13 protein-coding genes are annotated in these 18,163 nt (G+C 53.8%); 5 read left to right on the top strand and 8 right to left on the bottom strand.

What is annotated here, in order from left to right:
- Positions 1-73: 73 nt before the first annotated feature.
- Positions 74-1,588: a MocR-like pyridoxine biosynthesis transcription factor PdxR gene (pdxR, locus tag KTH_RS27680; protein ID WP_497622118.1), complete on the top strand. Its 1,515-nt coding sequence runs from the start codon at positions 74-76 to the stop codon at positions 1,586-1,588.
- On the opposite strand, the gene KTH_RS27675 is transcribed toward pdxR, so the two are convergent.
- The 6 genes from KTH_RS27675 to KTH_RS27650 form a co-directional block, all read right to left on the bottom strand.
- The gene (locus tag KTH_RS27675) at positions 1,585-3,216 is read right to left on the bottom strand and encodes a M20/M25/M40 family metallo-hydrolase (protein ID WP_111324633.1); all 1,632 of its coding nucleotides are present in this window, start codon (positions 3,214-3,216) and stop codon (positions 1,585-1,587) included. The genes pdxR and KTH_RS27675 overlap by 4 nt on opposite strands.
- Positions 3,217-3,265: 49 nt before the next feature.
- Positions 3,266-4,630, bottom strand: a complete 1,365-nt coding sequence (locus KTH_RS27670; RefSeq protein ID WP_111324632.1) for an MFS transporter — start codon at positions 4,628-4,630, stop codon at positions 3,266-3,268.
- 595 nt (positions 4,631-5,225) lie between these two features.
- Positions 5,226-5,972 (bottom strand): 4'-phosphopantetheinyl transferase family protein, encoded by a 747-nt coding sequence (locus tag KTH_RS27665; protein ID WP_111324631.1) that lies wholly within the window; start codon positions 5,970-5,972, stop codon positions 5,226-5,228.
- Positions 5,973-6,036: 64 nt separating this feature from the next.
- Complete coding sequence (locus tag KTH_RS27660; protein ID WP_111324630.1) at positions 6,037-6,813, bottom strand: enoyl-CoA hydratase; 777 nt, start codon at positions 6,811-6,813, stop codon at positions 6,037-6,039.
- 142 nt (positions 6,814-6,955) lie between these two features.
- The gene (locus tag KTH_RS27655) at positions 6,956-7,753 is read right to left on the bottom strand and encodes an APH(3') family aminoglycoside O-phosphotransferase (protein ID WP_111324629.1); all 798 of its coding nucleotides are present in this window, start codon (positions 7,751-7,753) and stop codon (positions 6,956-6,958) included.
- Position 7,754: 1 nt separating this feature from the next.
- Complete coding sequence (locus KTH_RS27650; protein ID WP_170142794.1) at positions 7,755-9,386, bottom strand: ABC-F family ATP-binding cassette domain-containing protein; 1,632 nt, start codon at positions 9,384-9,386, stop codon at positions 7,755-7,757.
- A 603-nt stretch (positions 9,387-9,989) separates the two neighbouring features.
- On the opposite strand from KTH_RS27650, the gene KTH_RS27645 reads away from it, so the two are divergent.
- Positions 9,990-10,751 carry an HAD-IA family hydrolase gene (locus KTH_RS27645; protein ID WP_170142793.1) on the top strand — a complete coding sequence of 254 codons (762 nt, stop codon included), beginning with the start codon at positions 9,990-9,992 and terminating at the stop codon, positions 10,749-10,751.
- A 75-nt stretch (positions 10,752-10,826) separates the two neighbouring features.
- The gene (locus KTH_RS27640; protein WP_111324625.1) at positions 10,827-11,651 is read left to right on the top strand and encodes a hypothetical protein; all 825 of its coding nucleotides are present in this window, start codon (positions 10,827-10,829) and stop codon (positions 11,649-11,651) included.
- A gap of 39 nt (positions 11,652-11,690) precedes the next feature.
- On the opposite strand, the gene KTH_RS27635 is transcribed toward KTH_RS27640, so the two are convergent.
- Both KTH_RS27635 and KTH_RS27630 read right to left on the bottom strand, forming a co-directional pair.
- Positions 11,691-12,419, bottom strand: coding sequence for a cysteine hydrolase family protein (locus tag KTH_RS27635; RefSeq protein WP_111324624.1), 729 nt, complete (start codon positions 12,417-12,419; stop codon positions 11,691-11,693).
- Positions 12,420-12,444: 25 nt separating this feature from the next.
- Positions 12,445-13,179, bottom strand: coding sequence for an NUDIX hydrolase (locus tag KTH_RS27630; protein WP_111324623.1), 735 nt, complete (start codon positions 13,177-13,179; stop codon positions 12,445-12,447).
- Between the two features lie 365 nt (positions 13,180-13,544).
- On the opposite strand from KTH_RS27630, the gene KTH_RS27625 reads away from it, so the two are divergent.
- Both KTH_RS27625 and KTH_RS27620 read left to right on the top strand, forming a co-directional pair.
- Positions 13,545-16,583: a helicase C-terminal domain-containing protein gene (locus KTH_RS27625; RefSeq protein ID WP_170142792.1), complete on the top strand. Its 3,039-nt coding sequence runs from the start codon at positions 13,545-13,547 to the stop codon at positions 16,581-16,583.
- Positions 16,584-16,852: 269 nt separating this feature from the next.
- The gene (locus tag KTH_RS27620) at positions 16,853-18,133 is read left to right on the top strand and encodes a hypothetical protein (RefSeq protein WP_137686194.1); all 1,281 of its coding nucleotides are present in this window, start codon (positions 16,853-16,855) and stop codon (positions 18,131-18,133) included.
- Positions 18,134-18,163: the final 30 nt, after the last annotated feature.

Below are 18,163 nucleotides of genomic sequence, written 5' to 3'. Positions count from 1 at the left end.
CACGATTGGTATTGTTACAAGCGCCATTTTCCGTTACAATAGGCATACCAATTTCAACGAGGTCGCCAACGATATGGAACAGAAAAACGCAACCAGCACCCTCCTGATGATTTCGCTGGATGAGCGCGACCCACGCCCGCTCTATCGCCAGCTCTATGATGCTATTCGCCATGCAATTCTCACCGGTGAACTGACGACGGGAGCCCGGCTTCCTGCTACCCGTGAATTAGCACAGGGACTGGGGATCTCTCGTTCCACGGTAATGAACGCCTTTGAACAGCTCCTGCATGAGGGCTACATTTACGGACGCATCGGAAGCGGAACCTACGTGGCTTCAACCCTGCCAGATGATCTGCTACAAACTGATCAGCCAAAGTCGGCATCGCCCTGCACCCCAGAGGGACAGGGCAGTCTTTCGCGGCGCGGTCAGCAACTGGCAACAGCCTATGTTGCTCCACAGGCGCAGACCAATTGGGATCAGATCACGATACAGCCCTTTCGTTATGGTATTCCAGACTTTCATCTCTTTCCCTTCACTCTCTGGGGAAAGCTGATCAACCGCCACCTGCGCCGCCCACCAATACATCTACTTGGCTATACTGATCCCGCTGGCTACAAGCCGCTTCGAGAGCAGATCGCCCACTACTTACGAACCGCACGAGGTGTTCATTGTGAAACTGAACAGGTATTGATTGTCTCGGGTTCACAGCAGGCCATCTATCTCACAGCCCATCTGCTCCTTGATCCCGGTGATACCGTGTGGATCGAAGAACCCTGTTATCTCGGAACGCGGGGAGCTCTTCAGGGTGCAGGTGTGCGGCTTGCCCCGATTCCGGTTGATGAGGAAGGTATGAATGTCTCTCTTGGTATTGAACGCAGCCCACAAGCTCGGCTTGCCTATGTTACCCCTTCCCATCAATTCCCCCTGGGCACAACACTGAGCCTGACCCGCCGCCTGGCACTGCTGCAATGGGCGCAACAGACCGGAGCCTGGATCATTGAGGATGACTATGACAGCGAGTTTCGTTATACCGGGCGTCCACTCTCCTCGCTTCAGGGGCTCGATGCCGCGGGCCGGGTGATCTACGTGGGAACGATGAGCAAGGTGTTGTTCCCCGGGCTGCGACTTGGCTATATTGTCGTGCCGCCTCATCTGGTCGATTCCTTCACCACGGCCCGTGCATTAATTGATAGACATCCCCCACTGCTTGAACAACTGGTACTGACTGACTTTATCGAGCAGGAACATTTTGCTCGTCACATTCGTCGGATGCGGCAGGTCTATGCCGAACGCCAGCACTGCTTGCTTGAGGCAAGTAAACGTGAGCTCGCAGGACTCCTTACCCTGCAATACGCTGAGACCGGCATGCATCTTGTTGGCAAACTGGAAGGAGGTTTGCAAGCACAGCAGGCGATGCAAGCCGCAGCCAGGCATGGCGTCCTGACCCAGAACATGGCGAGCTATTTTCTGACTCCGACCGATCTTCAGGCCCTGCTGATCGGCTATACCGCATTCAACGAACAGGAGATTCTCGACGGAGTCAGACAACTGGCACGTGCACTCACCTCGCTCACAAAGCGGGGCTAGTCGACCTCGTCCTTGAGAGCCTTCGCCAGACAGTTCATCACTTCCAGCAGCAGAGCGGGTAAATCCTCAAAGGAATAGGACATCAGCACCCGCTCATCCCGCTGATGCACGCCATGTCCATAGACACCCCAATTAAACACGGGCAGGTTCAACTGTTGGATCTCGCGGAGCGGGAGCTGATACATACGCGGTGCCGATCGATCAGGAAGCGTCTTCTGCCAGGCAGGCATGTTTTCAATCAAGGCCTCAGGATCGCACTCCGGAGGCAAGCAGAGAAAACTGACATCAGAGAGATAGGGGAAATACGGGCGCAACTCCAGGTGCATTTCAGGATGAGCCGCAATCACCTGTTGAATCGCCCGGGAAAGCAGTCCCTCTGCCGCAGGAACATGGGGATAATAGGGAGGCGCGAAAAAGAGCACTATGGCCGGTCCCGTACGCCCGCTCAGCCGCCAGAGCCGTTGCACCAACCGTACACTGCGCTCCCGGCTATCCATCGCTGCCGGGCAGGACTCCCATTCCGCGACCAGTTCAGCGTTTAGATGGTCAGCACCTAGCCGCTGTTGCACCTCGGCAACAAGCTGGCTGTATGTGAGCACGCAACCGACCCGTTCGGGAGCCTTTGCCGTCACACCACTGCGCATAAGCCATGTATTCTCGGCATGCTCTATACGCTTCAAAAGCTCTTGCATCACAGCTTCGGCTCGCTGTCGAAGGGTGTTCATGACGGTGGCAGGGGTCGAGGTCAGCGTCAGGTAATTCAAATAGAAATAGGCGGTAAAGGGCAACTGAACATTGTAACCCGCCTTGAGATCAGTCGCGTGAAGCGTCACCGGGGGTGCCATAATCTCGCCCTGATCCTCCTCACAGAGCTGCACATTCATACTCAGATCGCGGATCAACTCGGCGGCCAGCACATTCGCATCCAGGCCCGCAAAGGGCGCTCCCACATGACCTTCTTCACCAATGCAAAAGAAACCTGGCAGCAGCTTCCCGACCGTCCCGGCATAGACACAGCGATGAGGGTCACCGGGATAACGTGCCGTGGTGTAATCGGTATTGATCACGCCAAGATACGTCAGCCCATAGCGCTGGCGTAACCGCTGCAAGAAGTGAACCGCCTGCAACACTCCGGCTGACTCGTTCTCTTCATCCGCGGTCGCCAGCATCAGGACCGAGAGCGGAGGCGGTGTCTCCTGTTGTGCCAGATACCGTATCAGAGCAAGAATGACCGCGACTCCGCTTTTCATATCAGCAGCTCCACGTCCGAACATCCAGCCCTCGGGGCTCTCCGTGTAGCCCAGTTCCCGGGCATGTTCAGCCAGTGCTGCCGGATTCCGTGCCAGAGGCTCAAGCGCGGCATAATCAGTGGTATCAACCGTGTCGAAGTGACCGAGAAGAACCAGCGTTGCGGGCGCAACCCCGCGCACAAAAGCATAGACATTGCAGCGCCCGAACGGATCTCCTTCAAGCGGATCGAGGCCGCTTTCAGTATAGGCAGAGGCCAGATCTTCCGCATGCAGCAGGCGTAGAATCTCATGGGCAACATCCACTTCACCGGCCCCCGGGCTCACGCTCCGAATCGCCACCAGACGCTCAGTATAGCTTTTCACCTTCTCAAACCACATAAAATATCCTCTCTTTTATTAGAAGAGAGGGAAAGCTTTCCCTCCCGACTTAATGGGCAATTGATTCCAGCGCACGTCCAGTACTGCGTGGTCCAAGCACGCCCACATCCAGGCAAACCAGCCCCATGATGAGCGCAGACCCGATAAAGACGGTACCCGGACCATACAATTTTAATGCAGGAAGTGCGATAAACGGTAAGACAGCCGTAGTAATGCGGCTCAGACTATAGGCAATGCCAACCGCGGTCCCCCGCATGCGCGTCGGAAAGATTTCCGCCTGATAGATATGAAACGCATTGGAGAAAAGATTACTGACCGCCGTCACCAGAAAACCTGAGACGACGATGATCGGGGCTGCGGTCGCAAAACCAAAGACCAGCCCAAAAATCGCGATCAGAGCCGCCGAAATAATGATGACAAACTTCCGCTCAAAGCGCTCGATTACTGGCACTGAAGCAAGCGAGCCAAGCGGATACCCCAGGAAAATCAGGCCGGTATACTGAAGCGTCTGCACTACATCAATTCCCTTTTCCTTCAACGCTAACGTTGCCAGCGAACCAAATCCATAATACCCGACCGTCTGCAAGATTTGAAAGATCCAGAGCATAACCGTACGCTGTGTATACTGACCACTAAAGATCTCAACAAAGGTAGCCTTCTTCTGCTCTTCAACAACGACCGGCACAGGCTCAGGCAAGCGATCCAACCCATGCTCACGCCTTATCTCCTCCTCAAGAACGGAGAGTGTCTTTTCCGCCTCGTTGAACCGATGACGGATCTCATACCAGCGGGGTGATTCTGGCAGCGAACGCCGTAGAAACCAGACAATTACTGCGCCCAGAGCACCAATAATGAGCAACCAGCGCCACCCGGGCAATGAGAGGAACTGCACTTTGACCAGCAGATTTCCAGCAAAACCGGCCAGCGGCACCCCCAGAAAACCAACGGTATAGCACCAGGCGGTATATTTGCCACGAGCATACCGGGGAATCATCTCTCCCATATAGATATCTGTCAGGGGCGGCTCGGCTCCCAGGCCAATGCCCGCAAGAAAGCGAAAGAGCACCAACCAGAGAAAGTCAGGTGCAAAGGCAGCCGCCAGCGAAAATACCGAATAGACCAGCAGATCCACCATATACATGGTACGGCGTCCGATATAGTCGGAGACAATTCCCATGGCACTCGCACCAATGAACATGCCGATAAAACCCGAACTAAGCAGTAAAGCCTGCTGTACCGTATCCAGGCGAAAAGCAGAGGTCAAAATAGCAGTCAGGACGCTCGCAAGGAAAATATCGTAGAGGTCAAAGAAGGTGCCAATTCCCAGCACAACTGTCAGGCGCCGATGCATTCGCGAGAGCGGCAGGCGATCCATACGAGCTGCAATCGTTACGCGTTTCTCTGCAACATCCATAGAAGCCACTTCCTTTCCGGCTTTCAGTGACGAAGAGATCAACTACACCGGGCGGATTCCGCAATATAAGTAATAGAAAAAGGTAAGAAAAAGGCGGGTGAAGAGAGAAGGTATCATCTCTGAAGACTCTACCGGATAAGGGGAAGTGTAGCATGAAGAAAGGGAGATTTTCAAGGTTTGCTTGCCACACTATTATACAAACGATTTATGCTGTAGAGCAGGCATTTCTACAGTCCATCCATAAAACTTGCGACCCCATTACTGTTTCTGCAACCTACTTGATCGTAAGAGCGGGCGGATTACAGCTTCTTTCTCCTCGGGACACAATGTGATTTCCTCGTGAAAAAGCCCCTGATTCTCAGTGAAGTTCAGGTATAACAATAGTAGGAGAATCGTTTTACCTGTGCCATGCATTCTCGCACTTATAGTTGCCCCTACACATAGCGCGCGAATGCTCAACAGCACCCTCGTAGGCCGTCTCTGTAGCAGTCCACCCGAAAAACGCTTGCAGCATTACAGAAAGGACCGGCCCGATGTCTCACTACGATGATTGAAAGCGCAGCGGTACCCGCGGCTCTAGCGGGTACCGTTTCTTTTACTGCTCATAACACCAGCATCTCAGTTGCCAGTCCTGACCCTCAACAGCCAGCGCAGCCGCATATTCCGGCGCTACATCCAGCGCGACCATTTGCCAGCGCGTGATATCCTGTGGTGGCTCCTCTCGCGAGGCCAGCAGTTGGGCTGGCTCTCCGGGACGCAGGGAGACATCAAAAGAACCAAGCGGCAGCGAGAGCCCCAGACCACGCGCCTTGATATAGGCTTCCTTGCGCGACCAGCAGTTATAGAACCCCTGTCGAACCAGTTCAGGAGGCAAGGAGCGCAAGGTTTCTTGCTCATGTGCCGAGAAGGAGTGAGCGGCTAGTGCAGCGAACTCGACATCGCGCATATATTCGATATCAACGCCCACAGCCCGTTCATGGGTGAATGAGAAAAGCGCCAGGTCTCGCGAATGGGAGATATTAAACTGAAGCGTAGAGCGAGGCTCGGCCAGAAACGGCTTGCCATATGATGTGTAGGAAAAGCGGATCGCCTCAGGTCTGCACAGAAGATAGTTCGCCAGCAACATGCGCAACAGCCCACGCGCCACCGTAAAGCAGACCCGGTCTTTCTCAAAGAAGAAGCGATCTGCTCGCTCGCGCTCATCAGGCGCAAGCACAGCGCGGAACGGCTGCACAAGCGGATCTTTTGCCGTTGCGGCAAGCGTGATACGGGCCTGCCAGACATGGACCTCGTCATGCGGCAGTCTCTCCAGCCCTCGTGACAGTTGCCAATTTTCAGCCATTGTCAGGTTTTCCAACCCCTTTTTTATCTAAAAGACCATGCGCGTAGCACGGCCTTGCTTCCATTTATGAGCGCTCCTGAAAGCGCGGCTTCCGCTTTTCCAGAAACGCCTGCATCCCTTCCTGTGCATCAGGCGTCTGTGAGGCCGCCGCCATCACCTCAATTGCATAGGAGTAAGCAAGCGGCTGTGGCATCTCAATCTGCGCATAGTATGCCTGCTTGCCCATCTCCTTCGAGAAAAAACTTCCCCGCGTCGCTGCCCCCAACAAACGAAGAGACTCTTCTTCCAGCTTCTCGGGCGGCACTACCCGATTGACCAGCCCCCATTCATAGGCCGTCTGAGCATCGATCGGGTCACCCGTCAGCAGCATTTCCAGCGCCCGCTTGCGTCCGATATTGCGGCTTAACGCCACCATTGGCGTGGTACAGAACCAGCCACCTTTTCCGCCCGGTGTCGCAAAAGAGGCTTCTGTAGAGGCAACTGCCAGATCACAGGTCGCCACAAGCTGACAGCCTGCGGCCGTCGCAATCGCATGCACTCGCGCCAGCACTGGCTGTGGGATCTCCTGAATGGTGTCCATCATGATGGTACAGGTCTTCAGCAGCTTGCGCATAAAGTCCAGATCAGCGCCAGCCATATCGGCGAAGTCATGCCCGGCACTGAACGCGGGTCCATTCGCGGCCAGTATCACGCCACGCGCCGAGCTATCACCAATCTCACGCAACGCCGCAGTTACTTCCTGCATACACTTGAGCGAGAGCGCATTGCGCCGCTTCGGGTTATTCAACGTCAGGGTTGCAAACGTATCGGAATACGTGACCTCAATACATTCATATACCATCGTCTCTTCTCCTTTGTAGCGCTTCGGTCAGGCCACACAGCAAAGACCCCCTTGAAAGAAGGAATTCTTCCCTTTTGCACTATATCCTACAAAAGGAGAGCAGCGCAATAGCGAAATGGCGGGGAAAGCCTCCCCGACCATCTCACAACTCGGTCAACTCATCGAGCAACCGATAATAGTCCAGCTTCTCCCGGTCAACCGACGAGATACCATACGTCTGGAAGAACTCAGGAAGCAGCGGCTCCGCCTCGGGAAAGTTGTAGAGCAAGCTGCGACAGGCCAGGGCCAGATCAAAGTAGCGATCAGCCACGCCTGCCTGAGCCAGATCAATAAAGCCACTGATGCGCCATGACTGGATCAGAATGTTTGGTAGACAATAATCACCATGCGTCAACACCGGATCCTCGGGCGGTTGCGTCTGAGCCAACCGCTCATAGAGCGCTCGTGCCTCCTCCGCACTCCGAAACGCCCACGAAGGCGCATCCGCGATTCGATTGCTATAGACATAGGAACGAGCCCGGCTCAACCGCTGTTCCAGCCGCATATCAAACGGACAATCCGCGATAGGAATGGCATGGATCTGGCGCAAACCCTCTGCCAGCAGGCGAACCAGTGCGGGTAAATCCGACAGAAACAAGCGATCACAACTGAGTTTGCCGGGAACCGTCGAGAGCAGCAGATATTCAAAGCGCTCATCCTGACCATAAAAGTGCACCTGCGGTACAGGCAGCCTTCCCTGTAGCCACTCAAGTCGTTCTTTTTCGGCTAGCAACTTGATTGCAGCGCTTTCTGGCGTCATCTTCAGGTAATAAGGGCCAATTTGAAAGACACGTGAAAGCGAGCAGCCGATCTCGTCTGCAATCATTCCAGCCGTCTTATATGGCTCTAGCAGCTCCTGTAATGTCTGCGGGAGTGCAGAAAATCCTTGCTGTTGTTCCATCTCAGCCACACATCTCCAGGTATTCAGAATAGTTGCCCGGGTAGACACGCACCTTGCGATCCGGACCGATCTCGACAATTCTGGTTGCTATCGTATCCAGAAAGTAGCGATCATGCGAGATCATCAGCACCGTACCCTCAAAATCAAGCAGCGCCTCTTCCAGGACCTCGGTAGAAGCAATATCAAGGTTGTTGGTTGGCTCATCCAGCAGCAGACAGTTCGCTTCTGTCAGCATCAAACGCGCAATCTGTAGCCGACTCTTCTCCCCACCACTCAGGCGCCCAATGGGTGTATGCACATCGTTGACCGAAAACAGGAAGCGATTCAAGAATGCAATTGCCTGCCCTTCAGTGAACTTCTTCAAACGGCGCACAAACTCCAGAGGTGTGCTCTCAAAGGGGAGCGTCTCCTGTTCCTGCGAATAGTAACCGGGAACGACACTGGCCCCAATTTTCACTGTCCCGCTGGCAGGTGGCAACATACCCATCATCGTTTTCATCAGCGTCGTTTTACCGCTGCCATTCGCCCCGATAATGCCAACCCGTTCCCCATAGAGAACGGTCAGATCAAAGGGCTGAAATAGCAGGGTGCCAGAGACCTCCTGACTGAGCCCCTGCACCTCCAGCACCTTCTTGCCGCTTCGCTCGCTCTCAAGCTGAATCTTGATCCGATCACGCTCCATAATTGGACGATCAACAGCGTCCTGTTTGAGCTGCTCAACCCGGCGCTCCATATAGCGTGCACGCGAAGCAAAGTCGCTATTGATCTTCGCCCATTGCTTCAGCCGATACATACTCTGCTTCAGACGCTTGATCTCGCGCTGCTGCAAGTTATGCATCTCCATTTGCTTTTGGAGCCGATTATCGCGCTCCAAAACATAGGCGCTATAGTTTCCGGCAAAAACCGTCACAGTGCCATCCTCAAGCTGGAAAATCTTGCGCACCGTCTTATCCAGCAGATGACGGTCATGTGAGATAAGCAGTACAGCACCGGGATAATCCCTGATATATTGTTCAAGCCATTCCTTCGCATGTAGATCAAGGTGATTATCGGGCTCATCAAGCAACAGCAGATCGGGCGCCTGGACCAGAATCCGCGCCAGATTGACTAATTTCTTCTCACCGCCGCTTAACGCGCTCATCGGCAGACTATGTTCATGTGGAGCAAAGCCAAGCCCGGTCAGAACAGCAGCCACTCGATGTTCAAGCGTATAACCTCCTAGTGCCTCATAGCGCTCCTGCAAGGTGCTGTACTCCTCAAGCACGCGTTCCATACGGTCAGCATCAGCGGCGACATCGGGATCAGACATCAATGCCTCTAACATCTGCATTCGCCCCGGAAGCTCCAGGAGCTCCGGAGAAAGTGCCGAGGCCGCCTCAAACACCGTCAGGTTCAACAGTGCCGGGTCTACCTCCTGCGAGAGATAGCCAATGGTCAGGTTCCGCTTGCGTGCAACCGTGCCAGAGGTTGGCTGCTCTTGCCCGGTGATCAGCTTGAACAGCGTGGATTTCCCGCTGCCGTTTTCACCCACCAGCCCGATGCGCTCTCCATCTATAATTTCAAGATCGATATCCCGAAAAACGGGATTTCCGCCAAAATCTTTTGTTACTTTTGCCAGGTTCACCAAAAGCATATATTCCTCCAAAGCAAAACATGGAAACATGAAAAACAGGGAAGAACCTGGAAACCGATATTCTGCCCATGCAGGCAGAGAGAGCGCCCAAAAGAGGGGAAACATGTATATTGGGATTCAGGAACAGAGGAGGAAAAGCAGTGCACGAAAAACCAACCCTGCCCAAAGAGGAGTTGTAGCAGGTACGATGGCTCGCATGACGCCACTTATCCGCCGCATAAGCAGAGCGTCTCCAGGCTTATGCGGCCAGACCATGCGACATATGTTTTGTGGGATGGTCGGCGAATAGAATGTAGTCTATCGCGGCTTCATAATCGCGGTTCATACAGATGAGCATACCATGAAATAGCCCTTCGAGTCAAGCAGACACAGCACCTTTCCCTCCTCTTAAATATGCCAGCACTCTTTCTGAAAGCTGTGCTCACAGAACGCACGAGTGCTTATTGACACGTATCCCGGGCACATGCTAGACTTTCAGCAACCGCTGCTTCGCAAAAACAGGAAAAAATCCTGTTGTGAACGCTCACTATGAGGGATGCCTTGCGCAGCAGCACTCGACGCAACAACGAAAGAATACGCAAACCACCTGGAAAGTTTAGAGCTATGCCGATTGAGCATCCACAATCTATCCGCACCATCTTTTTCGATGCAGGCTTTACGCTGTTACGCCCCACCCGCACGACTCCTGAAATCTGCCAGGAAGTAGCACAGCAACTGGGCTTGCATATTCACCTTGAACAGATTCAGGGACGAATGCGCGAGGCAGAGGGCTACTTTCTACAGCAACAGCGAGCGAATCGTCATACCTGGGCCAGTGAGCAAGCGATTCAGGCGTTCTGGGTCGATTACTATCAGAATTTGCTCCGTCCCTTTGTCGAGGAAGACGACGAAGAGCGGCTCCATCAACTTGCCTTTGAGATCACTCAGGAATTTGATAAGCACACCCACTGGGAACCATATTCCGATGTGCTTCCAACCCTGAACGCGCTTAAAGAGCGAGACTACACGATGGGAGTTATCTCAGATTGGGGGATCAGCCTGGGGCCAATCCTGCGCGAGCTGCGACTTATTCCCTACTTTGATTGTGTGCTCATCTCCGCAACGGCTCAGTACGCCAAACCATCACCGATGCTCTATCAAATGGCACTGGAACGAGCAGACGCTATTCCAGATTATACCGTCCATATCGGCGATACTTATGTACAGGACGTCCTGGGAGCCCGTTCGGCAGGTATAACACCCATTCTTCTCGATCGCCGGAAGCAGCTCAACGAGCAGTCTGTTGATTGTCTGCTGATCCATTCGCTCTTCGGCCTGCTTGATCTGCTAGAAATACCATATCAATCGGATGCGCTTACCCTCTAGGGTGCCACCTTCTGGAAACATCCCGCCCCACTCAGAGCGTGAAAGAGGGCAGAGAACACCTTACTGGCAGATCCTTTGGCTGACACGATCGAGGCTCGCCACCTGTATCATGCGCTGATAGCTATATGTTCAAGAAAGGAGGGCGGCACACCTGTCCCGGAGTTGTCCTGGCAAGAGCAACCGGGGCTGAGATGTCGCACAATCAATATGAACAATAATGGTCGCCTATCCAACCGTCTCCTCCTGGCAGGAGTTGCATTAGGTGTAACAACAGCGCTGACAGCAGTTACTGGATATGTCCGAAAAGAGATTCGTCGGCGGGGGTATCCTTCCTGGAATGAGTGTCGCTGTGACTTTAAAGAGAAACACAGCTTTTATCAGGTGTGGAACAGTAAGCATCAGCGGCAGGGAGAAACCATTGTCACCCACGAGTGGGGAACCTATCTGGTCGATCCGTCTCCCTGGATGCGCAGGTTTCTGCATTATGGCGCCCAGGTGCTGGCAACGCTGAATCCCCGGCATCGCTATGTAGAGCGGCTCACCCTTTCCCCCCAGGAAGCGCAACGTTTCGCCATGCTACTTCATACCGCCGCTGTGCCCACAAATGAGGAGACGCCTTCAACCAACGAGAGCGGAAAGCTGGTCTGGCGACGCGAGATCCTGCATGTGCCACGTCACTTCTTCGACACCTTCACCCGGCGACTCTACCCGGTTCCGGTACCACAGGAGAGAGAGCACGAGGCAACCGAGCTTCCGGTGCTCTGGGATGCACATGAAGATCTTCCCCTGACAACAGAAGGAACGTTGCTTGAAACGCCCATAGGCACCAGGATTGACTATATTGGCTGGACGCCTTCGCAGATTTCCTATTGCACAGCACGGCTGGGCCGAAAAGAATAACGGGACGCACTCTTATTGCGTCCCGCTTCTCTCGATTGACTAGCGAATCTCGCGAACGACCTCAACCCCATTGAGCCGCATATGATACAGGAAAATCAGATGCAGGAGATCGCCGTTATGGGGCAGGATACCAAGCTCCTTTGCGGTCTCAACTGGCGTATCGTATGTCTGAACCGCATTGGCGGGAACAATCACGCGGAGCTTGCGATTCGTGGCATTAGCATGCAGCTTTAAATGCATTGCCATCTGATAGATACAGAGATCGGTGCAGTCACCAACAATGACGGCAACTTCAAGCTCCCGATGCTCTTCCAGCCATTTGCCGAGCCCGGTTCCATGGAAAGCGTTCAAGGAGTTCTTGGGTATAATTGTGTAGAGCTCGGCGGCGGGGAGTTCCAACAGTTCTGGAATAGTCTGCGCCTCTACGGAACCAATCTGGCAGTGAGGAGGGAAATCCGCAAACTCAACCGCATCAGCGGGGTGATGATCCTCCGCCAGCACGAAATGACGCACTCCCAGCGCAAAGGCCCCCTTCACTGCCTCAACAACCTGCGGTACAATTGATTTGACACGCGGACTGGAAAGCGGTCCCTCATAGCAGAAGCCATTCAGCATATCCACGCTGAACAGGGCGACCTTTCCCTGTTGTGCCTCAAGCACGAAGTCATTCCATGCCAGCGAGGGCAGCTGCTTTTCCCAGGAAACCAATTCCTGCAAGAAAGGGATGGATTGCTCGATCACATTTTCTGGAAGCGTTGATTGTGTCATCTTTTCTGATCTCCTCAGTACCGGCTTATAGCTTATGCTCAGCTGCCGGGTTAAAACGGTACAGGCGTGCTGGTCGATGCGTTCCCTCCATCTTCCGCTCTCCAGTATCTTCCAGAATACCTGTTGCAAGAATTTTCTTGCGGAAATTTCGTTTGTCCATCTCTTTGTTCAGAATAATTTCGTAAACATGCTGCAATTCCCGCAGCGTGAACTGTTCAGGCAAAAGGCTAAAGGCAATCGTCGTATACTCCAGCTTGCCCCGCAGGCGTGATAGCGCATAATCAAGGATTTTGGCATGATCGAACGCCAGCGGTGGCAGATTATAGACCGAGAACCACCGCACGTCTGCTGCATCACTGGCCGCCTTCACGTGCAGACGTTCGGAGTCAAGTAGAGCAAAATAGACGACTGTAATCACGCGAGTACGAGGGTCTCGTCCGGGATCACCAAAGGTGTAGAGCTGTTCCAGATAAACGTTCTCAACGTTTGTCTCTTCCTGCAACTCTCGCTTTGCCGCATCCTCTAGAGACTCGTCCATATTGACGAAGCCTCCCGGAATTGCCCACATGCCCTCATACGGCCAGGAACGCCGTTTAACCAGCAAAACCTGTAGATCTTTCTGTCGCACGCTCATCATTACGACGTCTACAGTGACAGAGGGCCGCTCATATTTGTTCGGGTCATACCCATGCGCCTGCGCCTCTGTTTGCGGCTTCTTCGACGCTTCCCTGTTTTGCTGTTTGCTTGTTACTTCTTCCATCTACTCTCACAAGCTCTTTTCAATCTGAACTATGGTTTCTACCAACCAGAAGCGGTCGCTCTCTACCGCCTCGACACTTTTTGCCATTTCAAGTATAATAATAGCATTGCTGCCTCAGCAACTAATACCATCATTTTCCTGCCAGAGCGCCACTTAGTGTAATCATTACACTAATGATACTCTACCCAAACGGTACTGTCAAGTAGGCAAGAAAAAACAGCCTTCTCTCACCTCAATCACGAAATACGACCCCGATCACCCGGCCCAAAAGCTGGGAATGATTGTCCCCTCACAAGCACCTATGCTATACTGGCACACAGAGGCCAAAACAGATGTTCAGTTTTTCAGGGGGAAGCGAGGAAAACATGACGGAGGTAGAGCTGCGACAGATCGGGTCATACACGATCTCCGCTCTGCTGCGCACCGATACAGCATATACGTATTATCGTGGACAGCATCGTAAAAAAGAGATTCTTCTCAAATGCTATCACCAACCACTCACTACCGATGAAGCAAAAACCGCATTTCTTACCTATGCCAAAAAGCTACATAAGTTGAAGGATCGCGGAATTGCCAGTCTCCAGGCCGAAGCATTTGAGGGTGACCGCCCTTATCTTGTTTTTGAGTACTATGATCCCGACAGCGCCTGGATCTTTCAACCCGGACAACTGCATACAGCCGCTGAGGTCAAACAGATCCTGACCCCGATCGCCCAATCGCTTAATTATGCCCATACCCGCAATATCATTCATGGGAATCTACATCCCCGGGTTTTTATCAAAACGCCAGCAGGCCCACTCCTCACCGGCTTTACCATTCCTATTCCTGGCGTTTCGCTGGATGATCTGACAGCTGCCATACCTTATATGGCACCCGAACAACTTCGTGGCGAGCCAGAAGCAGCCAGCGATCAATACGCCCTCGCGGCCATCGTTTATGAATGGCTCTGCGGTCGTCGTCCCTATGAGGCCAGCGAGCGAGAAGAGCTGCAACGCCAACAAGTGGAAAATGAGATTCCGCATCCAACCAGCCTGAATCCTGCACTCTCCCAGGATGTCGCAACGGTATTGCTCAAGGCCCTGGCTCGCGACCCACAGGATCGCTTTCCAGATACCTATGCGTTCTCGAATAACTATTTGCATGCCCTGATGCATCTGCCGTTGGACCTCAACAAGCCCGTCCGTAGGATTCGTGCGATCGTCTCTCAAGAACCTGCCTCACCCCCACCAGCAACGCCGCGCCTTCCTGAACCAATTCTGCCAGTTGAGCCAAAAAGCGAGCCTGAGACAATCAAACCGCCCGATTCGCAGCCCACATACCAATCTGAGAAGCCCGAAGAGGTGCAGCGTTCACTTGAACCGGAGGCCCCAAAGGAGGCTGAACCAGAGCCAATACCTGAAACAACATTGCAGCGCATCGTCAGCGCCGATCTCCGTCAGGGCGGCTCACTCTCACGCAGTCTCCCAGGCTACGAAGAGCGTCCGGCACAGCTTGAAATGGCAAGCCTGGTCGCGCGATCTCTTTCGCACCATGTGCCTGCGATCATTGAGGCTGGAACCGGCACGGGTAAATCACTGGCGTATTTGATTCCGGTTGTACGTTCCGGCAAAGTCGCTATCGTCAGCACAGCCAATAAAGCCCTGCAAGAACAACTCTATTATAAAGATATTCCCTTCGTTCAAAAGCATATCAAGCCTTTTGAAGCGGCACTGGTCAAAGGCGTTAACAACTATATCTGCCTCGACCGCCTCGATCAGGAGCGTTTCGGCATGCAGGTCTATACAAAGCATCAAGAGTTCCAGCGGCTGCTTGATGTCATCAACGATCCAGAAAGCTCCTTTACCGGCGACTTTGAAACACTTGGCTTCCAACTTCCTGCCGACGTTCGCGGGCGAATCGCGACTGATAGAGATCAGTGCGCATGGACAAAATGTAATTATTTTGGTGATTGCTATATCCGGCAGATGCGTGAGCGCGCCGAGCGCTCACAGGTAATTATCGTTAACCACACGCTTCTGTTGCTTGACACACTGATGGACGGCTTCTTGCTCCCCGAACGCGATGTCATCATAGTGGACGAGGCACACCATCTGGAAGAGGAGGCAACGCGCTCCTTTACCGTCACCATCGGGCCGAACCAGATTCAGACCCTGCTGGCTCAGCGTATGCTTAAAGACCACAGCCAGCAAAGCCTGCAAGCCGAGGTCTTCAATGCAGCTCAAAAGATGTGGATACGGCTTGAGCAGATCATGGAAACCGGATATAAAGGCCGTGTGAACCTTGAGGAGCAGCTTGAAGAGGGGCTCTATCTCGCAAGCGCCCTGGAAGACCTGGGAAGCTCACTCCGGCGGCAGCGCCCGAAGGATCTGCCCGAAAAAGATGCACAACTGTACGATAAACTGTTGAAGCGCACGCAGAACCTTGCCGAAAATGTCAGGCTGGTCTTCTCGGTCGCTGACACCTCGCGGTACGTCTATTATATCGAGCGAGTTGAGGGCTCAGGTCCACGTCAGAATCGCGCCAACACACAGCTTCAGGTCTCGGCCTCACCTCTGGACATTACCCGCTGGCTGAAGGAAAAGCTCTTCAACAAGTGCAATGTCATCTGTACCTCCGCCACGCTGGCAACTGTCAGTTCCGGAGGCAACCGCCCCGAGGACAGGCGTCCGAATTTCCAGTATTTTCGGCGTCGGATCGGGCTGGAACCGGAAGAACGTCCTGACGTGCTCGAAAGCATTCTGCCATTAACGTTCGATTACGAACAGAACGCACTGCTGTATGTACCGCGCGATCTCCCGGCCCCGGCCTATGGCGCAGGGTCCGATGAATATATGAAAGCCATTGCCCGCGAAATGTACCGGCTGGTGAAGCTCTCGCGTGGGCGGGCCTTTCTGCTCTTCTCAAGCAAGCGCATGCTTGACAGGGCCTATGAGTTGATGGCACCGCATCTCTCATACCCGCTGCTCAAACAGGGTGACATGACACGGCTTGAGCTCACACGGCGGTTTCGGCAGGAAGAGGGCGCGGTCCTTTTCGGCTTGAAAAGCTTCTGGGAAGGAGTTGACATAGCCGGTGATGCTCTTTCGCTGGTCGTCATTGACAAGCTTCCCTTTGATCCGCCTGATGATCCCGTCCACGAAGCCCGCGTTGCTCATATGAAAGCCAATGGCGAGAACTGGTTCGGCGATTATGTCCTGCCGCAGGCTGTCTTACGACTGAAACAGGGCATAGGTCGCCTGCTCCGTACACGCACAGACCGAGGCGTGATGGCAATTCTTGATACACGCCTCCATACCAAAGGCTATGGGCGGCTGGTCCTGAACGCCCTCCCCCCGGCCCGCAAGACCATAAATGTGCGCGATGTCGAGCGCTTTTTCCGTGAGATGGACAAGGCGCACAGTTAAACCGAGAGGGGGCTCCAATGAGTCCCTCTCCCGCAGGACGTCGCAATCTTTTAGTACCCCGCAGTCCCTATTTTCCCAGGAATCTCAGGCCCCTCAAAGCGCATGAACAGGCGGGATGCGTATCATCATGCACCGCAAAAGACTCCATCTTGAGATTTACTGACCCATACCATGACGGGGTGACACCATCGGTACAACCTGTTATACTAAAAAGTGCATTCCGACGCAGAACGTGTTGTAATCTTCTGATGGTACAGGGGAGTTCGCGCATGAGCAAAATTAAAATGCGCTGCATTACCTGCGGCAAGTGGTTTCAGTCGGCCAATGCGAGAGAAGTAACTTGCCCTGATTGCACGCAAAAAGCCAGAAAAGAGAAATTGGCGGCAAAGAATCCTCCAACAATGCATAGTCGCCCCAGTAGCCCAATGGGGCCGGTTTCTAACCGCCAGGCACCACCTCCTCCCAAGCCGAAACCGGCCCAGAGGGGAACGAACCAGTGGCTAGACTCATTGGATGATATCAAGGTAAGCCAGCCCGAACAGCCGCCACAGCAACGACCAAAGGCACCACCATCCCCTGGCATACGGGATACCCGAAATAAACCTGTCTGGCCTTCCCCCTACGGGCAACAGGGAGGGCATAGCGGATACCGCCAGGAGCGCGGTCCCGCTCACTATCGTGAACAGGGCAATTACCGGGAACACCCGTATTATCGCGAGCCGTCTCACTATCGTGAAATGGGGAACAGAGGCCCTTCCGGCTATCGCGACAATTTCCAGCGTGGGCCCGGCGGTTATCGTCACCCTATGGGCGGATATCCTGCCTCCGGTGGCTACCGTCAGGACCGTGGCCCTGCCATGCCCGGACCGCGACAGCGTCCGCCAATGGAGGGCGGTTTCGGACGCGGACCACGGCCCAATAATCGGTTCTCTCGTCCCGTACCCCCTCGACAGGGAGCCCCACGCCAGGGAATGAAAGCAAAAGGCCCCAGGCCGAATTCGCAACCTAAAGTTCAGAAAGAGAAGACACCGCCACCACAGCCATTTATTCCAACCCCGGAGCAAATTGCACGGGTTGAAGCTCGATACCTTGAGCTGGCAAATCCAGCCGAGTTTGATGGCATCCGAACCCAAATTTCGCGAGAAACTGGGGTTCCCAAAAAAGCGGTCAAGAAGATTATCAAGGATCTGCGCGAACGTCAGCAGATACCGAGCTGGTGGGAAGTGCAGACCTATAAGGGTAGCGCGGAGGAACTGGAAAGGATCAAAGATAAGTACTTGCCTTTGCTCCCTGTACCTCCTGTTGGTGTCCACAAACTGATTGCTCAGCAGCTCTCGCTGAAGCCGGGCGTTGTCTATCAGGCAATTAAGGCCATTCGGCTTGAAATGAACCTGCCTCAATACAATGATCCGTCGCTGCATACAGAGTTTGACCCGAAACAATACGCGCTTGAACAGCAACAAGCTCTTCGTCAGCAAGCTTCCCAACAAGAGGAGAGCGAAGAGAAGCAGGGCGTCAACTCTGCAACAGCACAGTCAACCGAAGCATAAGGCTTACGGTACTGTCCGCTTTCAGCGTTT

The organism is Thermosporothrix sp. COM3, assembly GCF_059696735.1.
The sequence above is the reverse complement of the archived record's forward strand: the minus strand, read 5'-3'. Positions and strand labels throughout refer to the sequence as shown.